Source organism: Streptomyces sp. SLBN-8D4 (assembly GCF_049739545.1).
In the GTDB taxonomy this organism is placed as follows: Bacteria; Actinomycetota; Actinomycetes; order Streptomycetales; family Streptomycetaceae; genus Streptomyces; species Streptomyces canus_C.
In genome coordinates this window covers 6,847,095-6,865,811 of sequence record NZ_JBMGQC010000001.1, presented here as the reverse complement: position 1 = coordinate 6,865,811, position 18,717 = coordinate 6,847,095, and the positions used below count along the sequence as shown (strand labels likewise).

General features: G+C 71.3%; 17 protein-coding genes. 10 read left to right on the top strand and 7 right to left on the bottom strand.

All coding sequences use genetic code 11. The features are described 5' to 3' along the window. Positions 1-15: 15 nt before the first annotated feature. Complete coding sequence (locus RKD20_RS31130) at positions 16-891, bottom strand: MaoC/PaaZ C-terminal domain-containing protein (protein ID WP_424880600.1); 876 nt, start codon at positions 889-891, stop codon at positions 16-18. 267 nt (positions 892-1,158) lie between these two features. On the opposite strand from RKD20_RS31130, the gene RKD20_RS31125 reads away from it, so the two are divergent. Together RKD20_RS31125 and RKD20_RS31120 are read left to right on the top strand one after the other, a co-directional pair. Beyond that, positions 1,159-2,493, top strand: coding sequence for a sensor histidine kinase (locus RKD20_RS31125; RefSeq protein WP_424880599.1), 1,335 nt, complete (start codon positions 1,159-1,161; stop codon positions 2,491-2,493). A gap of 196 nt (positions 2,494-2,689) precedes the next feature. Next, the gene (locus tag RKD20_RS31120; protein ID WP_424883367.1) at positions 2,690-3,322 is read left to right on the top strand and encodes a response regulator; all 633 of its coding nucleotides are present in this window, start codon (positions 2,690-2,692) and stop codon (positions 3,320-3,322) included. Positions 3,323-3,477: 155 nt separating this feature from the next. On the opposite strand, the gene RKD20_RS31115 is transcribed toward RKD20_RS31120, so the two are convergent. After that, positions 3,478-4,911 carry an MFS transporter gene (locus RKD20_RS31115; protein ID WP_424880598.1) on the bottom strand — a complete coding sequence of 478 codons (1,434 nt, stop codon included), beginning with the start codon at positions 4,909-4,911 and terminating at the stop codon, positions 3,478-3,480. Between the two features lie 136 nt (positions 4,912-5,047). On the opposite strand from RKD20_RS31115, the gene RKD20_RS31110 reads away from it, so the two are divergent. The 6 genes from RKD20_RS31110 to RKD20_RS31085 all read left to right on the top strand — a co-directional run bounded on the left by RKD20_RS31110 (position 5,048) and on the right by RKD20_RS31085 (position 10,921). Then, positions 5,048-6,781 carry an MFS transporter gene (locus RKD20_RS31110; protein ID WP_424880597.1) on the top strand — a complete coding sequence of 578 codons (1,734 nt, stop codon included), beginning with the start codon at positions 5,048-5,050 and terminating at the stop codon, positions 6,779-6,781. A 192-nt stretch (positions 6,782-6,973) separates the two neighbouring features. Then, complete coding sequence (locus RKD20_RS31105; protein ID WP_424880596.1) at positions 6,974-7,636, top strand: class I SAM-dependent methyltransferase; 663 nt, start codon at positions 6,974-6,976, stop codon at positions 7,634-7,636. Positions 7,637-7,646: 10 nt separating this feature from the next. After that, positions 7,647-8,549 carry an N-acetylmuramoyl-L-alanine amidase gene (locus tag RKD20_RS31100; RefSeq protein ID WP_424880595.1) on the top strand — a complete coding sequence of 301 codons (903 nt, stop codon included), beginning with the start codon at positions 7,647-7,649 and terminating at the stop codon, positions 8,547-8,549. 86 nt (positions 8,550-8,635) lie between these two features. Continuing rightward, positions 8,636-9,472: a hypothetical protein gene (locus RKD20_RS31095; protein ID WP_424880594.1), complete on the top strand. Its 837-nt coding sequence runs from the start codon at positions 8,636-8,638 to the stop codon at positions 9,470-9,472. 104 nt (positions 9,473-9,576) lie between these two features. Continuing rightward, the gene (locus RKD20_RS31090) at positions 9,577-10,587 is read left to right on the top strand and encodes an LLM class F420-dependent oxidoreductase (RefSeq protein ID WP_424880593.1); all 1,011 of its coding nucleotides are present in this window, start codon (positions 9,577-9,579) and stop codon (positions 10,585-10,587) included. A 40-nt stretch (positions 10,588-10,627) separates the two neighbouring features. Next, the gene (locus tag RKD20_RS31085; protein WP_028807437.1) at positions 10,628-10,921 is read left to right on the top strand and encodes a hypothetical protein; all 294 of its coding nucleotides are present in this window, start codon (positions 10,628-10,630) and stop codon (positions 10,919-10,921) included. 96 nt (positions 10,922-11,017) lie between these two features. Here the strand turns inward: RKD20_RS31085 and RKD20_RS31080 are convergent, their stop codons facing one another. From RKD20_RS31080 to RKD20_RS31070, 3 genes are read right to left on the bottom strand one after another with little or no spacing between them, the layout of a single operon-like run. After that, positions 11,018-12,088: a prenyltransferase/squalene oxidase repeat-containing protein gene (locus tag RKD20_RS31080; RefSeq protein WP_424880592.1), complete on the bottom strand. Its 1,071-nt coding sequence runs from the start codon at positions 12,086-12,088 to the stop codon at positions 11,018-11,020. Continuing rightward, positions 12,085-12,819 carry a class I SAM-dependent methyltransferase gene (locus tag RKD20_RS31075; RefSeq protein WP_424880591.1) on the bottom strand — a complete coding sequence of 245 codons (735 nt, stop codon included), beginning with the start codon at positions 12,817-12,819 and terminating at the stop codon, positions 12,085-12,087. Before RKD20_RS31075 ends, RKD20_RS31080 begins: the two co-directional genes overlap by 4 nt. Continuing rightward, positions 12,813-14,258: a glycosyltransferase family 4 protein gene (locus RKD20_RS31070; RefSeq protein ID WP_424880590.1), complete on the bottom strand. Its 1,446-nt coding sequence runs from the start codon at positions 14,256-14,258 to the stop codon at positions 12,813-12,815. The genes RKD20_RS31075 and RKD20_RS31070 overlap by 7 nt, the downstream gene beginning before the upstream one ends. Positions 14,259-14,485: 227 nt before the next feature. Between RKD20_RS31070 and RKD20_RS31065 the strand changes: the two genes are divergently transcribed. Then, entirely contained in the window at positions 14,486-15,121 is a 636-nt protein-coding gene (locus tag RKD20_RS31065; protein ID WP_424880589.1) for a TetR family transcriptional regulator, read from the top strand. A 625-nt stretch (positions 15,122-15,746) separates the two neighbouring features. On the opposite strand, the gene RKD20_RS31060 is transcribed toward RKD20_RS31065, so the two are convergent. Both RKD20_RS31060 and RKD20_RS31055 read right to left on the bottom strand, forming a co-directional pair. Next, positions 15,747-15,980 carry a ferredoxin gene (locus tag RKD20_RS31060; protein WP_424880588.1) on the bottom strand — a complete coding sequence of 78 codons (234 nt, stop codon included), beginning with the start codon at positions 15,978-15,980 and terminating at the stop codon, positions 15,747-15,749. Between the two features lie 6 nt (positions 15,981-15,986). After that, positions 15,987-17,444 (bottom strand): aldehyde dehydrogenase, encoded by a 1,458-nt coding sequence (locus tag RKD20_RS31055; RefSeq protein ID WP_424880587.1) that lies wholly within the window; start codon positions 17,442-17,444, stop codon positions 15,987-15,989. 167 nt (positions 17,445-17,611) lie between these two features. Between RKD20_RS31055 and RKD20_RS31050 the strand changes: the two genes are divergently transcribed. Further along, complete coding sequence (locus tag RKD20_RS31050) at positions 17,612-18,637, top strand: MBL fold metallo-hydrolase (protein WP_424880586.1); 1,026 nt, start codon at positions 17,612-17,614, stop codon at positions 18,635-18,637. The last annotated feature ends 80 nt before the right edge of the window (positions 18,638-18,717 follow it).

The following is an 18,717-nucleotide window of genomic DNA, read 5'->3' as shown; positions in this document are numbered from 1 at the left end:
TACGGCGTTGTGGGTTCAGGAGTGTTCGACGACGGTGTCGGCGAGGACGGGTGCGTCGTCGCGCTCCACGGCGCTGACGGCGACCCTGGTGGACTGCGGCGCGTGCCACATACGGATCCGCAGGGTCTCCCCCGGGTACACGACCCCGGCGAACCGGGTGACGTAGGACTTCACCCGGCTCACGTCCCCGCCGAGCAGTGTGTCGACGACCGCCTTGAGCGTGATGCCGTAGGTGCACAGCCCGTGCAGGATGGGCCGTTCGAACCCGGCGACCTTCGCGAACTCCGGGTCGGCGTGCAGCGGGTTCCAGTCGCCGGAGAGACGGTAGAGCAGGGCCTGGTCCTCGCGGATGGGCCGCTCGACGGTCCGGTCGGGCTCACCGGCGGGGGGTTCGAGGCGGGCGGAGGGGCCCCGGTCGCCGCCCCAGCCGCCTTCCCCCCGAACGAAGATCTGCGCGTCGTTGGTCCACAACGGGCCCTCGGCGTCCGCGACTTCGGTCCGCATGACCAGAACGGCCGCCTTGCCCTTGTCGTACACGGCGGCGATGCGGTGGGTGGCGGTCGCGGTGCCCTGGGCGGGAAGGGGGCGGTGGATGACCAGTGACTGACCGCCGTGCAGGACCTTGGCGAGGTCGACCTCGATGCCGGGCATGGACAGGCCGCTGATCACTCCCGGCGATCCCGAGCCCGCGACCGTCGCGAAGCTCGGCAGGACGTGCAGCCGGGACTCGAGGGTGTAGCGCAGTTCGTCGGGGTCGGTGGCGGGGCTGGGCTTGTCGGGATGCGAGCCCGCCCCGATGCCGAGGTGGTAGAGCTGGACGTCCTTGGAGTTCCAGGAGATCTCGCCGGTCCGGGGTTCGGCGGCGAGGGCCTTGGCTGCGTCGATGGGCATACGGCTCCTGACAGGGGCTCGGTCAAGACCTCGGTACGGCCGTCCGCACCGTCGGCCGCACCGAGGTCGTCGCGGGCCGATCTAGAACGCGTTCCAGTCCGGCGCCCTCTGTATAGCCGAGCACAACGCACTTGTGAAGGCTCCTGACGGGGTGTCAGGTGCAGTGTCAGGTGGACCCGCCCGGTTCCGGCACCGTGACATTTGTACTGCCCAAGTCCGTACACGCACATCTGCCGCGCGGACTCAACGATCCGTAGCGTCGTCGGTATGACAACAGGGGACAAGCTGTCGTGCCGCGTGGACGAGATCCGCGAGGAGGTCCGCGAGGCGCGGAAGCACCAGCGGTACTACAAGGCGAACAAGAAGCGCCTCAACGCCGAGTACAAGGCGGCGCAGCAGGCCGGGGAGGTCCCCACGAACGCCGGCCTGGGCAGCGGGTTCGGTCTGCTGCCCTGGCTCCTGCTGGGGATGGGCGCCTTCTCCAACCTCTTCCAGGGCGAGGCCTCGAACCCCTGGATCGGGGGCCTCGGCCTGTTCACGTTCAACTCGCTCTACATCTACGTCGCCTTCCGCGCTTTTCACAAGGAGACCCGGGAAGCGGTCTCCACGCGGGTGGCGCTGGGCCTGCTGGGCCTTGTGACCTGCGGTCTGGCGATGGGGTACGGCGGCAACTGGCTGCTGTTCTTCCCCCTGTTCGGACTCGCGACGGGCGCGGTCGTGCGGCTTCCGCACCTGCGGTGGGTGGGCGCGGTCGTGACCGTGGTGGCCGGCGCGGCCTCCGTCTTCCGCGACGGCTGGGGCGGACTCGACACCGCGTACGCCACGTGGATCTCCACGATGGTGACGGCCGCGATCATGTCCCTCTCCGAAGCGGTACGGCAGCTGCGGGAGGCCCGCGAGGAACTGGCCCGGCGCGCGGTCGAGGAGGAGCGGCTGCGCTTCTCCCGCGATCTGCACGACCTGCTCGGGCACACGCTGTCGGTGATCGTGGTGAAGTCGGAGGCGGCCCGGCGCCTCGCACCACGCGACCTGGACGCGGCTCTCGTGCAGGTCTGCGACATCGAGTCGGTCGGCCGCCAGGCGCTCACCGAGATCCGTGAGGCGGTCACCGGCTACCGCGAGGGCAGCCTCAGCGCGGACCTCGACCGGGCCACCTCGGTTCTGCGCGCCGCGGGCATCGAGCCCGTGGTCCACCGCTCCGGTCCCCCGCTCTCCGCCCGGACCGAGGCCCTGCTGGGCTGGGTGGTCCGCGAGGCGGTGACCAACGCGGTACGGCACAGCGGGGCGGAGCGCTGCGAGATCTCCGTGCGGGGCTCGGCGGAACGGGTACGGCTGCGCGTCTGGGACGACGGTCGGGCACCGGTACCGGCGTCGGCAGCAGCACCACCGTCGGCGGTGGCAACGCAGACCATCGGCGGCACCGGTCTCAAGGGGCTCGCGGAGCGGCTGGCCGCGGCCGGTGGGTGGCTGGAGTCCGGACCGGGGCCACGGGGCGGATTCGTGGTGCACGCCGAGTTGCCGGTCGAGTCGGAGGAACCGGCAGGGCCCGAGGACCCGGCGGCCACCGTGAGCGAGTCCCGGATCGGCGAAGCTGCCCGATGACACCGCGCAGAGCCGCCCACACCGCCGGCCGGCCCGCCCACTCCACCGGCCCGTCCCCGGGCTCCGCCGGTGCTGCGGTCCATTCCTCCGCTCCCCCGGTCCACTCTCCAGTTCTCAAGGATCAGGCGCGTCGGCGCAACACAGTCGCACCTCCTCCGCCCCCCGCCCCGCGCCCTACCCTTGGGCCGTGAACGAGATGCCCCGGGACCACCGGCCCGCCAGGTCCATCCGCGTGTTGCTCGCCGAGGACCAGCAGATGATGCGGGGGGCGCTCGCGCTGCTGCTCGGGATGGAACCCGACATCCAGGTCGTGGCCCAGGTCGCGGCAGGGGACGCGATCGTGGACGCGGCCCTCACGCATCGCCCCGACGTGGCGCTGCTCGACATCGAACTGCCGGGGATGAGCGGTCTGGAGGCCGCCGCCGAACTGCGCGACCAGGCGCCGGACTGCCGGGTGCTGATCCTGACCACCTTCGGAAGACCTGGTTACCTGCGCCGGGCCATGGAGGCGGGTGCCACAGGTTTCCTCGTCAAGGACGGTCCCGTCGAGGAGCTGGCCGCCTCGATCCGCCGGGTGCTGACCGGCGAGACCGTGATCGACCCGGCCCTCGCCGCGGCTGCCCTGAGCGCCGGCCCGAACCCCCTCACCGCCCGCGAGTGCGATGTCCTCAAGGCGTCCACGGACGGCGCGACGGTCGCCGACATCGCCAGCAGGCTCCATCTCTCCGAGTCCACGGTCCGCAACTACCTCTCCTCCGCCATCGGCAAGACCGGCACCCGCAACCGGATGGAGGCGGTACGGGCGGCCCGGCAGCAGGGCTGGCTGTGAGGCAGGCCGTGCCCTACTCGACCACCTCCGCCGACTTGTACTCCGTCCCCCTCGGCGCCAGGCACACGAACCAGTCGTAGGGGGAGCCCTCGACCCGGCGGATGCCCTGAACGTCGGTGCCGGTGCCGGTGCGGGCCCGTGTTCGGACCGTTGCCTCAGTTCGCGGAGATCGTTCTCGGCAGCCACGCCAGCATCAGCACCACCCCGCCGAGCAGCACCCCCGTCCCCACCCGGAACGCCAGCGCGTACCCCTCCGTCAGCGCCTCCGGCGAGTCCGCACCCCCCGTCCGGGCCGCGGCCAGCGTCGACAGGACCGCGAGTCCGAGCGAACCGCCCATCGTGCGCGAGGTGTTGACCAGCCCCGACACCAGCCCGGCCTCCCCCGGCGCCGCCCCCGACGTGGCCAGCGAGGCGAGCGGCGTCGAGGCGAGACCCGCGCCCAGCATCATCAGGATCCCGGGACCCATGATCGAGGTGACGTAGCCGCCGTCCGGGGTCATCGTCGACTGCCAGCCGTAACCGGTCAGCGCGACGAGCGTCCCCAGAGCCGCCACCCGGCGCGCCCCGAGCCGGTGCATGAGACGCGGCGCGAGCTTGGAGCCGAGCACGATCGCCAGGGAGCTCGGCAACATGGAGAGTCCGGCTTCGAGCGGGGAGTATCCGAGCACGTTCTGGGCGTAGAGGGTGATGAAGTACCACGTGCAGAACAGGGCGGCGCCGCTCAGGAACATCGCCGCGTTCGCCGACGCCACCGCCCGCACCCTGAGCAGTCCGAGCGGCATCAGCGGAGCCGCCGTACGCGACTCGACGACGAGGAAGCCCCCGACCAGCGCGAGCCCGGCGGCCAGCGGAAGCAGGGTGGCCGCCGCCGTCCACCCCTCGGCCTCGGTCTGCGAGATGCCGTACGCCAGCACCGCCAGCCCGCCGGTGACCAGCAGCGCTCCCGGCAGGTCGAGGCGCCGCCCGGCCCCGTTGCGGCTCTCGGACAGCCACAGCAGCGAGCCCATCAGGACCACCGCACCGACCGGCACGTTGATCAGCAGCACCCAGCGCCAGGACAGGGCGTCGACGAGGAGTCCGCCGAAGAAACCGCCGGCCGCGCCGCCGCCCGCGCCCACGGCCGTCCAGGTGGCGATGGCCCTGGCCCGCGCCGCGCCCTCGGGGACGGCCGACGTGACGATGGTCAGGGTCGAGGGAGCCAGCACGGCCGCGCCGAGGCCCTGGACGGCCCGGGCGGCCAGTAGTTCTCCGCCCTGCTGGGCGAGGCCGCCCGCCAGCGAGGCGGCCGTGAACAGGCCGAGGCCGACGAGGAACATCCGCTTGCGGCCGTAGAGGTCGCCGGCCCGGCCGCCGAGGAGCATGAACCCGGCGAAGGCGATCGAGTAGGCGTTCACCACCCACTGGAGGCCTGACGCGCTCATGCCCAGGTCGGCGCGGATGGAGGGCAGCGCCACGTTGACGACCGACACGTCGAGGACGACCAGGAACTGGCCCGCGCACGCCAGCGCCACCACCAGCCAGGCGGGGGGCGTGGAGCGGACACGAGCGGGTCTGCGGGTGGCGTCAGCGGCTTCGAGCATGACGGTCATGGTCTCAATCCGCTCCGACTTCCCCAAGAGAATATAAAGAAATCGTTAGTACGCCGAAGCATCGGAATAGTTGCCCATGCATACGTAGTTCAAGCCACACGTAAGCCGATCTTCCAGGCCCGGAGGCCTCCCTCACATGACGCACACGCCGACCGACCAGCCCACCCGGAGAGCGTCCGGCGCTGTCGTCCCGGTGCTCGCCTTCGCGGGCATCGTGGTCGCGGTGATGCAGACCCTGCTCGTCCCGGTCATCAAGGACCTGCCGCAGCTGCTCGACACCGAGCCCAGCAACGCCACCTGGGTCCTGACCTCCACCCTGCTCTCGGGTGCCGTCGCCACCCCGATCATGGGCCGCCTCGGCGACCTGTACGGCAAGCGCCGCATGCTCATCCTCAGCCTCGCCGTGATGGTCGTGGGCGCCCTGGTCAGCGCGCTCACCAGCGATCTGCTCACGATGATCGCCGGCCGCACGCTCCAGGGCTTCGCCATGGGCGCGATCCCCCTCGGCATCGGCCTGATGCGCGACATGCTGCCCCGCGAGAAGCTCGGCTCGGCCATGGCCCTGATGAGCTCCTCGATCGGCGTCGGCGGCGGACTCGCCCTCCCCCTCGCCGCCCTGATCGCCCAGCACGCCGACTGGCACGCCCTCTTCTACGGCGCCGCGGGCCTCGGCGCCCTCTCGATCGCCCTCACCCTCCTCGTCGTACCGGAGTCCCCCGCGCGCGCGGAGGGCACCTTCGACGTCCTGGGCGCGATCGGCCTCTCCACGGGTCTCGTCCTCTTCCTCCTCCCGATCACCAAGGGCAGCGACTGGGGCTGGACCTCGGGCACCACGCTCGGCCTCTTCGCCGCCGCCGCGGTCGTCCTCGTCCTGTGGGGCGTCATGGAGCTGCGGGTCAAGGCCCCCCTGGTCGACCTGCGCACCACGGCCCGCCCGGCGGTCCTCTTCACCAACCTGGCGTCGATCATGGTCGGGGTCTCCTTCTACGTGGTCTCGCTCGTCCTTCCCCAGCTGCTCCAGCTCCCGAAGGCGACCGGCTACGGCCTCGGCCAGTCGATGGTCGTCGCGGGACTCCTGGTCGCTCCGCTGGGCCTGACGATGATGTTCACCGCGCCCGTGTACGCCCGGCTGTCGGCGAAGTACGGCCCCAAGTTCACCCTCATCCTCGGCATGCTGATCATCGCGATCGGCTACGGCGCGGGCCTGGGCCTCATGAGCGCGGCCTGGCAGAGCCTCGTGATCGCGGTGGTGCTGGGCGCGGGCATCGGTCTCGCGTACTCCTCTCTTCCCGCGCTGATCGTCGGCGCGGTGCCCGCGTCGGAGACGGGTGCGGCGAACGGCCTCAACACGCTGATGCGCTCCATCGGTACGTCCGTGTCGAGCGCCGTGATCGGGATGGTGCTGGCGAACACGGCGAACGACGTCGGGGGCGTGGCGGTTCCGACCATGCACGGGTTCCGGGTGTCCTTCCTCATCGCGACCGGTGCGGTGGCCGTCGGACTGCTGATGGCGCTGTTCCTGCCGAAGCCGAACCGTGCGCCGCAGCTGCGTGCGAGCAGCGAGGAGGACGCCGGGATCGAGCGGGCCGACGAGGTGCTGCGGGGCTTCCGTGGCCGTGTCCTCGACTCCGCGGGCACGCCGGTCCCCCGGGCCAAGGTCACGTTGATCGACCGGCGGGGGCGGCAGGCGGGGGCAACCCTGTCCGGTGACGACGGCACCTACGTCCTCACCGTCCCCGCCCAGGGCGCCTACGTCCTCGCCGCCCGCGCCACCGGCCACGGCCCCCTGGCCTCCTCGGCCACCCACGCGGGCGACGACCGCGCGATCGACCTCGACCTGGCCCTGCCGGGCGAGACGATCACGGCCTGACCGCCCCGACCCACACCGCACCCCCGTCCCGGACCGAGGACGGGGGTGCGGTGCGTCGGGGGTGCGCGGGAGGCCGTAGCCCCCGCACACGACCGACCGCCCATCACTCTGCAACCCACCACCGAGCCGCCCACCACAGCGACACCCCCGCCCCCTTAGGCTGCCCGTACCGGACGACTGGAAGGAATCGCCATGGCCGTGGCTCCCAAGCCCGAGGTTCTCGCCGCTTTCGAGGGCGCGAAGGGGTTCATGCCCCTGGGTGAGGGGCTGGCGCTCTACGAGGCCGCCCTGGACGCCGGACGGCTCGGGCTGCCGCTCCTGGAGGTCGGTACGTACTGCGGCCGGTCCGCGATCCTGCTGGCCGACGCCGCCCGCGAGGCCGGCGTCACCGCGCTGACCGTCGATCACCACCGGGGCAGCGAGGAGCAGCAGCCCGGGTGGGAGTACCACGACCCGGAGACCGTCGATCCCGAGCTCGGGCTGATGGACACGCTGCCCACCTTCCGCAGGACCCTCCACCGGGCCGGCCTGGAGGAGCACGTGGTCGCCCTGGTCGGTCGCTCTCCCCGGATCGCGAGGATCTGGGGGTCCCCTCTCGGCCTGGTCTTCATCGACGGCGGCCACACCGACGAGCACGCGAACGCCGACTACGAGGGCTGGGCCCCGCACGTGGCCGAGGGCGGGCTGCTCGTCATCCATGACGTGTTCCCCGAGCCCGCGGACGAGTTCACCGGTCAGGCGCCGTACCGCGTGTATCTCCGGGCCCTCGACTCCGGCGCCTTCACGGAGGTTTCCGCAACCGACTCGCTGCGGGTGCTGCGCCGGACGCGGGCGGGGACCCGGGAGCAAGGTTAGAGTCGCAGACGTGTCGTACGCAGGCCCTGAATTCGGTTCCCCCCAGCCCCGCCGCCCCCGGCGCCGCCCGCTGGCCGTCGCCCTCGCCGTGCTCGTACCGGGCGCCCTGATCGGGTGGCTGGTCTACGGGGGTGTGAGCGGAGCGGCCGACGGCAACGGAACGGCGGCCGCGGCGAGTCCGCGGGCGAGCGCTCCGCCGACCGTCTCCTCCACCACCGCCGAGGACAAGAAGCCGCTCGGCTCGCTCCGGGGCAAGGTCGTCGTCATCGACCCCGGGCACAACCTCACCAACTTCCGGCACACGGCCGAGATCAACCGCAAGGTGGACATCGGCACGAACCGCAAGGAGTGCGACACGACGGGGACGTCCACCAACTCCGGTTACGCGGAGGCCAAGTTCACCCTCGACGTCGCCCATCGGCTGCGCACCCTGCTGGAGCGGCGGGGCGCGACGGTGAAGCTGACGCAGGACGGCGACCGGCCCTACGGCCCCTGTGTGGACGAGCGGGCCAGGATCGGCAACCGGGCCAAGGCCGACGCGGTGGTGTCGATCCACGCCGACGGCGCGAGCGCCGGGCAGCGCGGCTACCACGTGATCCTGCCGGGCCGCGTCCACCACGGCATCGCCGACACCCGCCGGATCGTCGCCCCGTCCGCCGAACTCGGCAAGAGCATCGCGCACGACTTCGGACGCGCGACGCACACCGCCCCCTCCAACTACATCGGCCACGGCACCGGCCTCGACACCCGCACCGACCTGGGCGGCCTCAACCTGTCAAAGGTTCCCAAGGTGTTCATCGAATGCGCCAACATGCGCGACAGCAGGGACGCGGCCCTGCTCACGAGCGCGGCCTGGCGGCAGAAGGCCGCGCAAGGAATCTCTGACGGAATCGTGAGTTTCCTGCACGGGTGACGATCTGCGCGTGGATCCCGTCGTACGATCCGCCCGGCCGGACGATAGGGTCTACCGACGACGAGACGACCTACGAAGGACTTGAAGTGAATATCCGCTCCCTCACTCGAGGCGACGGCGTGGTGATCGGTGCAGCGGTGTTGCTGTTCATCGCGTCGTTCCTTGATCTGTACTCGGTCGACGGAGCCCCCGACGACGCCGACCTCCCCAGCGCCTGGGCGAGCGGTCCGGTCGTGATGGGGGTTGTTCTCGCGGGCATCATCGGCGCCGCCCTCGTCGTCGTGTCGCGCAGCCTGTCCCAACTCCCCAAGGTGGCGGGCCTCGACCTCGGCCAGGTCGGCACCGCGTTCACGGTGTTCGCCGCCTGGAGCGCGCTCGGGAACGTCTTCGACCCGCTGAGCGCCGCGGACTACGGCTCCAGTTCGAACACCGTCAGCGCCGGCGTCGGCCTGATCCTCGCTCTCGTCGCCACCCTGGTCATGGCCGCGGCCGCCGTCGCCACCCCGCTCGTCCCCGCCCTCCAGGCCGGCCTCGTCCCGGCCCCCAAACCGCCCCAGCCGCAGCCCTACGGCGCCCAGCCGCCCGGTGGTTACGGCTACCCGGGCGCCCAGCCCCAGCAGCCGGGACAGCAGGGACAGCAGCCGTACGGCGGTCAGCCGCAGCCGGGGCAGCCCTTCGGCGCCCAGCCGCAGCCCCAGGCGCAGGCCCCGCAGCCGCCGGCCGCGGAGTTCTCGCCGTTCTGGTTCGCGGTGCCGGTGCCGCGTCCGCTGTTCGCGGAGGACGGTTCGCCGACGCCGATCGCCGAACTCGCGCCGGGTACCTGGTACCTGGCGGTCGAGCAGCGCGGTCCGGCTCTGGTCGCCCAGACGCAGGACGGCCGCCGTGGTGTTCTCCAGGACACCAGCGGCATCCAGCGCGGCTGAGTCCTTCCAGGTCGTAGGACGGCCCCTCGCCCTTCCGGGCGGGGGGCCGTTGCCGTACATTCGCGAGCGGTCACAGAAGAGCTGACGGACCGTCAGGAGGCGTTGTGCGACTCGGCCTTGCGCTCGGTTACTGGGGACGTGGCCCCTCCCCCGACCATGTGCCGCTGGCCCAGGAGGCGGAGCGGCTCGGCTATCACTCGGTGTGGACCGCCGAGTCGTGGGGCTCGGACGCGTTCACCCCGCTCACCTGGATCGCGGCGCGGACGTCAACGATCAGGCTGGGTACGGCGGTTGCGCAGATGGCGGCCCGGTCGCCGACCACGACCGCCATGCACGCCCTCACCCTGGACCATCTCTCCGGCGGACGGGTCATGCTCGGGCTCGGACTGTCCGGTCCGCAGGTCGTCGAGGGCTGGTACGGCCGTGCGTTCCCCAAGTCGCCGCTGACCGCGACCCGGGAGTACGTCGACGTCGTACGGCAGGTGCTGAGGCGTGCGGCGCCGGTCGAGGTGAACGGCCGCTTCCACTCGCACCCCTACCAGGGCCCGGACGGCACCGGGCTCGGCAAGGCGCTCAAGCCGATCACCCATCCCCTGCGCGCCGATCTGCCGATCCTGCTGGGCGCGGAGGGTCCGAAGAACGTCGCCCAGACCACCCGGATCGCCGACGGCTGGCTGCCGCTGTACTGGTCGCCGACCCGGCCCGAGGTCTACGGGGACGCGCTCGCCGAGGCCCCGGAGGGCTTCCTCGTCGCCCCCATGGCCCAGGTGCGGGTCTGCGACGACGTGGCCGAGGGACTGCTGCCCGTCAAGACGATGCTCGGCTTCTACATCGGCGGGATGGGCCACGCGGCCCGCAACTTCCACGCCGATCTGATGGCCCGTATGGGATATGAGGACGAAGCCCGCCGCATCCAGCGGCTGTTCCTCGAAGGCCGTCGCGAGGAGGCCGTGCTCGCCGTGCCGGACGCGTTCGCCGACGAGGTCTCCCTGGTCGGCCCGCGCCAACGCATCGCAGAGCGGCTGGAGTCGTGGCGCAAGGGCCCGGTGACGGACCTGCTGGCGCTGGCCCCGGACCGTCGGTCGCTGCGGGTGCTGGCGGAGCTCAACGCGTGACGCCAGGTTTCGCCGGAGAAATCGCGGCCATTCGAACACCATGTCCACTCATACGCGCCGTGGTGCCAATTCAGCCGGGACGGTCATAGCGGTCGTCGCCGACATCATGGCCCTCATCCTGGGCCTGTGGATCCTGATGTACCTGCTGGACGCCAACCGTGCGAACGACTTCGTGCAGTTCATCCACGATGCCGCTCGCTGGCTCGCCGGCTGGTCCTACGACCTCTTCACCTTCGACGAGGCCTGGGCCCGGGTCGTCGCGGGCTACGGCCTGGCAGCGGTGGTCTACCTGTTCGTGGGCCACGCCATCGCCAACCGGGCCCACCGCCACTGAGCGCTCCGCCGGGGGTGCCGTGATCGTCCGCGGCGCCCCCGTGGCTGGTCGCACAGTTCCCCGCGCCCCTTCAGGCCGCTACCGAACCCCGCGATCTCAGGCGCAGCAGTCGGGGTCCAGGCCGATCGGCAGGCGGTCGCCGGCGAACACCGCGCAGGTGGCCTCGTGGCCGCCCAGCGCGGCGACGGCGAGCAGCAGTGACCCGGCGGTCCAGGTGGTCAGCTCCTGTGGCCACACCGCCCCGTCGTCGAACACGTACCCGGTCCAGTACAGGCCGCTGTCCGCGTCCCGCAGATGCTGGATCGACTGGAGGATCTCCAGGGCCCGGTCGGACTCGCCCGTGACCCACAGGGCCAGCGCGAGTTCGGCCGACTCCCCGCCCGTGACCCACGGGTTGGGGACGACACAGCGCACTCCGAGACCGGGTACGACGAACCGCTCCCAGCCGTCCTCGATACGGGACTTGGCCTCCGCACCGGTCAACGCCCCGCCCAGGACCGGGTAGTACCAGTCCATGGAGTAGCGGTCCTTGTCGAGGAAGCGTTCGGGGTGCCGGCGGATCGCGTGCCGCAGCGCGCCGACCGCCAACTCCCAGTCGGGCTGCGGCTCTTCGCGCTGTTCGGCGATCGCGAGCGCGCACCGCAGCGCGTGGTGGATGGAGGAGGACCCGGTGAGCAGTCCGTCGGTGACGGGCCTGCCGTCGTCCTCCCGCTTCCAACCGATCTGCCCGCCGGGCTGCTGGAGTTCCAGGACGAACTCCGTCGCCGCGTACACCGTCGGCCACATCCGGTCGAGGAACGTGTCGTCCCCGGTGGACAGGTAGTGGTGCCACACTCCTACGGCTATGTAGGCGACGAAGTTGGTCTCGCGCCCGCGGTCGGTGACGTCCGCGAAGTGCCCGTCCTGGTACGCGGCGTACCAGGAACCGTCCTCGTTCTGGTGCCGTGCGAGCCACTCGTAGGCGCGCTCGGCCGCCTCGTGCTCGCCCGCCGCGTCCAGGGCCATCGCGGCCTCGGTGTGGTCCCACGGGTCGAGGTGGTGCCCGCGGAACCACGGGATCGCCCCGTCCTCCCGCTGCACGGCCAGGATGCCGGCGACGGTCGCGGCGGCCTGCTCGGCGGTGAGGACCCCGGGCAGGACGAGGTGTTCTGTCCGGGGGGTCGTCACTTGGCGTCCACCCGGGGGAGGTGCGGCTTGGTCGCGTAGGCCACGAAGCTCTTGCCGATCAGCGGGTTCAGCGCCTGTTCGGCGACCCGGGTGGCCAGCGGTTTCTTCATGATGTCCCAGACCAGCAGCTTGTGGTACGCCTGCACCGGCAGCGCCTTGTCGTTGTCGACGCCGAAGGCGCACTTCAGCCACCAGTACGGGGAGTGCAGGGCGTGCGCGTGGTGGGTGCCGTAGGGCTTCAGGCCGGCCTCGCGTATCTTCGCGAGCAGTTCGTCCGCCTTGTAGATGCGGATGTGGCCGCCCTCGACCTCGTGGTAGGCGTCGGACAGGGCCCAGCAGACCTTCTCGGGGCCGTAGCGCGGGACGGTGACGGCGATCCGCCCGCCGGGCTTCAACACCCGGACCATCTCGGCGAGTACGCCCTTGTCGTCGGGGATGTGCTCCATCACCTCGGAGATGATTACGACGTCGAAGGACTCGTCGGGGAAGGGGAGGGCCAGCGCGTCGCCCTCCATCGCCGTCGCGGTGGCACCCTCGGGGGCCTCGCCGGCCTCGTTCATCGCCGCGAACCACTTGGCGACCTCGCGGATTTCGTCGGCGTTCTGGTCCAGGGCCACGACCTGCGCGCCGCGCCGGTAGCACTCGAAGGCGTGCCGGCCGGCCCCGCATCCGAGGTCCAGGACGCGGTCACCCGGCGCGAGCGGGAACCTGGAGAAGTCGACGGTCAGCACGTGGCCCTGCTTTCGGGATAGACACCGGTGTCAGTGGTGGGGGCTGCGGGGGCAGCGGTCTTCGAGGAGGCGACGGCGGACACGGCGCTGTTCGAGGGCGCCGGGGACGCCGGGCCGGCGTCGGCACCTGTCCCCGTCGGGGCGTCGGCCATCACCTCCCGGTATCTGGCGACCGTTCCCTCGGCGGCGCGTGCCCAGGTGAAGCGGGCGAGTACGCGCTCGCGTCCCGCCGCCCCGAGTCGGGCCCGCAGGTCCGGGTCGCCCAGCAATCGGCTCAGCGCCACCGCCAGGGCGCCGGGGTCACCCGGCGGTACCGCGAGGCATGTCTCGCCGTCGCGGCCGGCGACCTCGGGGATCGCGCCGCCCGTGGTGGCGACCAGCGGGGTGCCGGTCGCCATGGCCTCGGCGGCCGGCAGGGAGAAGCCCTCGTAGAGCGACGGCACGCAGGCGACCTCCGCCGAGCGGACCAGGTCGACCAGTTCGGCGTCCGAGATGCCCTTGACGAACTCGACGGCGCCTTCGAGGCCGTAGCGCTCGATCGCGGCGGCGACCGGGCCCTCCGTGGGCCGCTTGCCCACGACGACCACATGGGCCCCGGGGTGTTCCGTGCGCACCTTCGCCAGTGCCTCGACGAGGAAGACCAGGCCCTTGAGGGGGACGTCCGCGCTGGAGGTGGTGACGATCCGGCCCGGGACCACGGGGACCGACGGATCCGGCGAGAACTGGTCGGTGTCGGCGCCGATGTGGACGACGTGGATGCGGTCGTCGCGGACGCCGAGGTGGTCGACGATCTCCTGCCGCGAGGTGCCGGAGACGGTGAGCACGGACGGCAGCCGACGGGCCACCCGCTTCTGCATGCGCGTGAAGGAGTACCAGCGGCGCTTGGACAGCCGCTGCTGCCAGCCCTCGGCCGCGTCCAGCTCCAACTGCCGGTCCACGGTGATGGGGTGGTGGATGGTGGTCACCAGCGGCGCGCCCACGTCGCCCAACAGGCCGTAGCCGAGGGTCTGGTTGTCGTGGATCACGTCGAACTCACCGCTGCGGGCCCGGAGATGACGTCGGGCCCGCAGGGAGAAGGTCAGCGGCTCAGGGAAGCCGCCGGTCCACATCGTGGCGACTTCCAGGGCGTCGATCCAGTCCCGGAACTCGTCGCGCCGCGGGGTGCGGAAGGGGTCCGGGGAGCGGTAGAGGTCCAGGCTCGGCAGCTCGGTCAGGCTCAGGCCGTCGTAGCCCGGGTCGAGGACCGGGTAGGGCTGGGAGCCGATGACCTCTACGCGGTGGCCGAGGCGGGCCAGTTCACGCGAGAGGTGCCGTACATAGACGCCCTGCCCGCCGCAGAACGGGTTCCCTTTGTAGGTGAGGAGCGCGATACGGAGCGGTCGCTCGCCGTCGGCGGCCGAGTCCTTCGAGGGCCCGGCCTGACTGGCCTCAGCGGTCACTCTGGGCCCCCTTCTGCCTGCACTGTCCCGCGAGATTACGACGAGACGGTAATCTAGAACAAGTTTCAGACTTGATCGTTCAGGAGGCTCTGAATCTACCGGCAGGTAGGGGTCCTGTGAGCGGTGGATCAGGTGATTCACGCCACGAACGCCGCGACCGCGCCACGGCCCGGCACCCTGCCATGCTGTGTGATCGCGAGCCCTCACGGGCTGTCACGGAACCCAAGGTGGACAAGGTGGCCAAGTCGGCCGGAGTGGAAGCCAATACCGCACGACCCGACGCGCCGGCGCTGACCGAGCGGCAGGAGGCCCGGCGCCGCCGCATCCTGCACGCGAGCGCGCAGTTGGCGAGCCGGGGCGGGTTCGACGCGGTGCAGATGCGGGAGGTCGCGGAGTCCTCGCAGGTGGCGCTCGGCACCCTCTACCGCTACTTCCCCTCCAAGATCCACCTGCTGGTCGCCACCATGCAGGACCAGCTGGAACACATGCACGGCACGCTCCGCAAGAAGCCGCCCCAGGGCGAGACGGCCGCCGAGCGGGTCGCGGAGACCCTGATGCGGGCCTTCCGCGCCCTCCAGCGCGAACCGCATCTGGCCGACGCGATGGTCCGCGCGCTGACCTTCGCGGACCGCAGCGTGAGCCCGGAGGTCGACCAGGTCTCCCACCAGACCACGTTGATCATCCTGGACGCGATGGGCCTCGCGGACCCGACGCCCGAGCAGCTCTCCGCGGTCCGCGTCATCGAGCACACCTGGCACTCGGCGCTGATCACCTGGCTCTCGGGCCGCGCCTCCATCGCCCAGGTGAAGATCGACATCGAGACGGTGTGCCGCCTGATCGACCTCACCGAACCGCGGCCCTGAGAACACCGGTCCGCCCGAACCGGGATCCCGCCGAGCCCGCCCGAACCGCGGTCCCGAGGAAACCGGTCCTGCCGAACCGGGGTCCCACCAAACCCGGCCCCGCACGAAAACCGGCCCCTCCGAACCACAGCCCCGAGAAAACCCAGCCCACCCAAACCACGATGCCGAGAAAACCGGGCCCGCCCCCGGGGTCCGAGGACCCCGGGCCCGCCCGGAACCCGGTCCCGTCCCAACCACGGTCCTGACCGAACCCGCCCCCACCCAAACCCCAGACCCGCCCGGACCCCGGCCCTAGCCGAACCCGGACCCGCCCGGACCCCCGGACCCGCTCGAACCCGGACCCAACCACTCCTCCCCGCCTCTAACCGACGGCCGCAAGGAATGACCTACGAGACGGGTTCCCTTCGCCGGCATGGTCCGGATCAGGTCCTGGAGGTCGCCGTCGAGCCTTCCCGCTGCTCTCCGGCCTCTCAGCCCGACCGTCGACGTCGGCCCCGGCGGAAACCTTCGTGTCTCGCCCGAGTCGGCTACTCCGGTTGGACTCCCTCACTCGTCTCGTAGGCCTACGTCCAGAATAGAACGGGCGTCCAGGAATGAAAACCCTCAAACCATGTTTTCCCGGGCCCTACTCCTCCGGCGGGAACACCGACTCCCCGCTCCCCAGCAGCCTGATCATGATGGCCTCCACCGGGCAGTTCTCCGCCGCCGCCAGGACCTTCTCGTTGGCGTCGGTCTCCGGGTCGGCAGGGTGGGACTGACGGGCGGTGTCCAGGCGGAAGCCCCCGGGGGCGGTGTGCACGCACTGCGCGGAGCCGATGCACAGGGAGCGGTCGACCTCGACGAGCCAGCGGTCTCCCATCGCCGCTCACGCCCCCCAGCCGGCCGGAAGATGGATCATCTTGTGCTCCAGGTACTCGCCGTATCCCTCCGGACCGAACTCCCTTCCCAGCCCGGAGTTCTTGTAGCCGCCGAACGGGCCGAGCATGTCGAGGCTGAAGGTGTTGACGGAGTAGGTGCCGGTACGGACCTGGCGGGCCACCTCGATCCCGCGCTCGACGTCGGCCGTCCACACGCTGCCGGAGAGGCCGTAGTCCGAGTCGTTGGCGATCTTCACGGCCTCGGACTCGTCGCCGTAGGGCAGCAGGCAGATCACCGGGCCGAAGATCTCCTCGCGGGCGATCCGCATCGAGTTGTCGACATCCCCGAAGAGCGTCGGTTCGACGTACCAGCCGCGGTCCAGGCCGGCCGGGCGCCCGCCGCCGGTGAGGATCTTGGCGCCCTCCTCCTGGCCGATCCTGATGTAGTCGAGGTTGCGGCGCTGCTGGCGTTCGGCGACCAGGGGGCCGACCTGGGTGGCGGGGTCGAGCGGGTCGCCGACGACCAGTGAACTCGCCGCCGCGGCAAGGGCCTCGGCGAACTCGTCGTAGCGGGAGCGGGGCAGCAGGATGCGGGTCTGGGCCACGCAGGCCTGCCCGTTGTTCATCCAGGCGGACGGGACGATCCCGGCGACGGCCGCCTCGACGTCCGCGTCCGGCAGGACCACGGCCGCCGACTTCCCGCCCAACTCCAGCGTCACGCGCGTGAGGTTGCGGGCGGCGACCTCCATCACGCGCTTGCCCGCGCCCACCGACCCGGTGAAGGAGACCTTGTCGATCCCCGGGTGCCCGACCAGGTACTCACTGACCTCGCGGTCGGCCGGGAGGATGGACAGCACACCCTCGGGCAGCCCGGCCTCCTTGGTGATCTCGGCCAGGATGTAGGCGTCCAGCGGTGACTCGGGCGACGGCTTGAGCACCACCGTGCAGCCGGTGAGCAGCGCGGGCGCGAGCTTGGCGGCGGCGACGAACTGCGGGACGTTCCAAGGGACTACGGCCGCCACGACCCCTACCGGCTCGCGGCGCACGAGGATGCGGCCGAGGACTCCGTCGCGCTGCTCCTCGTAGGTGAAGTTCCGGGCGACCGTGATCGCCGAGTCCCAGACCATCATCGCGCCGAGGGCCTGCGCGAGGACGCTCCAGGAGTACGGGGAGCCGTTCTCGGAGGAGATCACGCGGGCGATCTCCTCGTGCCGTACCGCGATGGCGTCCTTGATGCGGGTGACGACCTCGATGCGCTCGTCGAGCGACATCCGCGGCCAGGGCCCCTCGTCGAAGGCGGTGCGGGCGGCGGCGACCGCCGCGTCCACGTCCGCGCGGGAGGCGTGCGGCACCCGTCCGATGACCTCCTGGGTGTGCGGGGAGATCACCTCGATGACGTCCTCGCCCAGGGGGTCGGTCAACTCCCCGCCGATGAACAGCTGTCCGTGTTCCACGAGCTCGGCCATGGCGAACGCCTCCCAGGGCGGCTTGCTGACGAACCATCAGATACGGAACTGATACCAGTTCCACTCGGAGGAGTCCACGGGCCGCACATCACGGCTGTTGGTGACCTCGGGCTACCGTCGAAACTCGTTCTAGTTATAGTGCTGGGAACGCGGTGATTGGGGAACTCATGGCGCAGGTGCACGACCACGGCGGTGGCGTCCGGTCCGTCCAGGTGCCCATCCCCGACAACCCCCTCGGCCACACGCTCGTGTACGTCGTCGACACCGACCGGGGGCCGGTGCTGGTCGACACCGGCTGGGACGATCCGGACTCCTGGGACACCCTCGCCGAGGGGCTGACCGCGTGCGGGACCGACGTCGGCGAGATCCACGGCGTGGTCGTCACCCACCACCACCCCGACCACCACGGCCTCTCCGGCAAGGTGCGGGAGGCCTCCGGGGCCTGGATCGCGATGCACGCGGCGGACTCCGCGATCGTGCGGCGCACACGGGAGACCCGGGCCGAGCGCTGGTTCACCTACATGACGGCCAAGCTGGAGGCCGCGGGCGCCCCCGAGGAACACGTGGCGCCCCTGCGCACCGCGCGCCGCCGTGAACTCCCGGGCTTCTCCCCCGCGTTGCCCGACCGCGAGATCGTCCCAGGCGAACTCCTCGACCTCCCGGGCCGCCGGCTCCGCGCGATCTGGACCCCGGGACACACGCCCGGCCATGTCTGCCTGCACCTGGAGGAGGAGCATCCGGCCCGACTCCCGGGCCACGGACGGCTGTTCTCCGGCGATCACCTGCTCCCCGAGATCACCCCGCACATCGGCCTGTACGAGGACCCCGACGACGCCACCGTGACCGACCCCCTCGGCGACTACCTCGACTCCCTGGAACGCGTCGGCCGGCTCGCCCCCGCCGAGGTCCTCCCCGCCCACCAGCACGTCTTCACCGACGCTGGCGCCCGGGTGCGGGAGTTGCTCGCCCACCACGAGGAACGCCTCACCGACCTGCGCTCCCTCCTCGCCGAGCCCCTCACCCCCTGGCAGCTCGCCGTGCGCATGGAGTGGAACCGGCCCTGGGAGCAGATCCCCTACGGATCACGGAACATCGCGGTCTCGGAGGCCGAGGCGCATCTGCGGCGGCTGGTGAAGCTGGGGCACGCGGAGGCGGTGACGGGGAGCGATCCGGTGACGTACGTGGCGGTCTGAGCGCACAGGCGGCTCTCAACCGCTTCCCTACGGACGAGTACAGTAGCCAGGTCGTATCACACCCGTACGGGGGAAAGCCG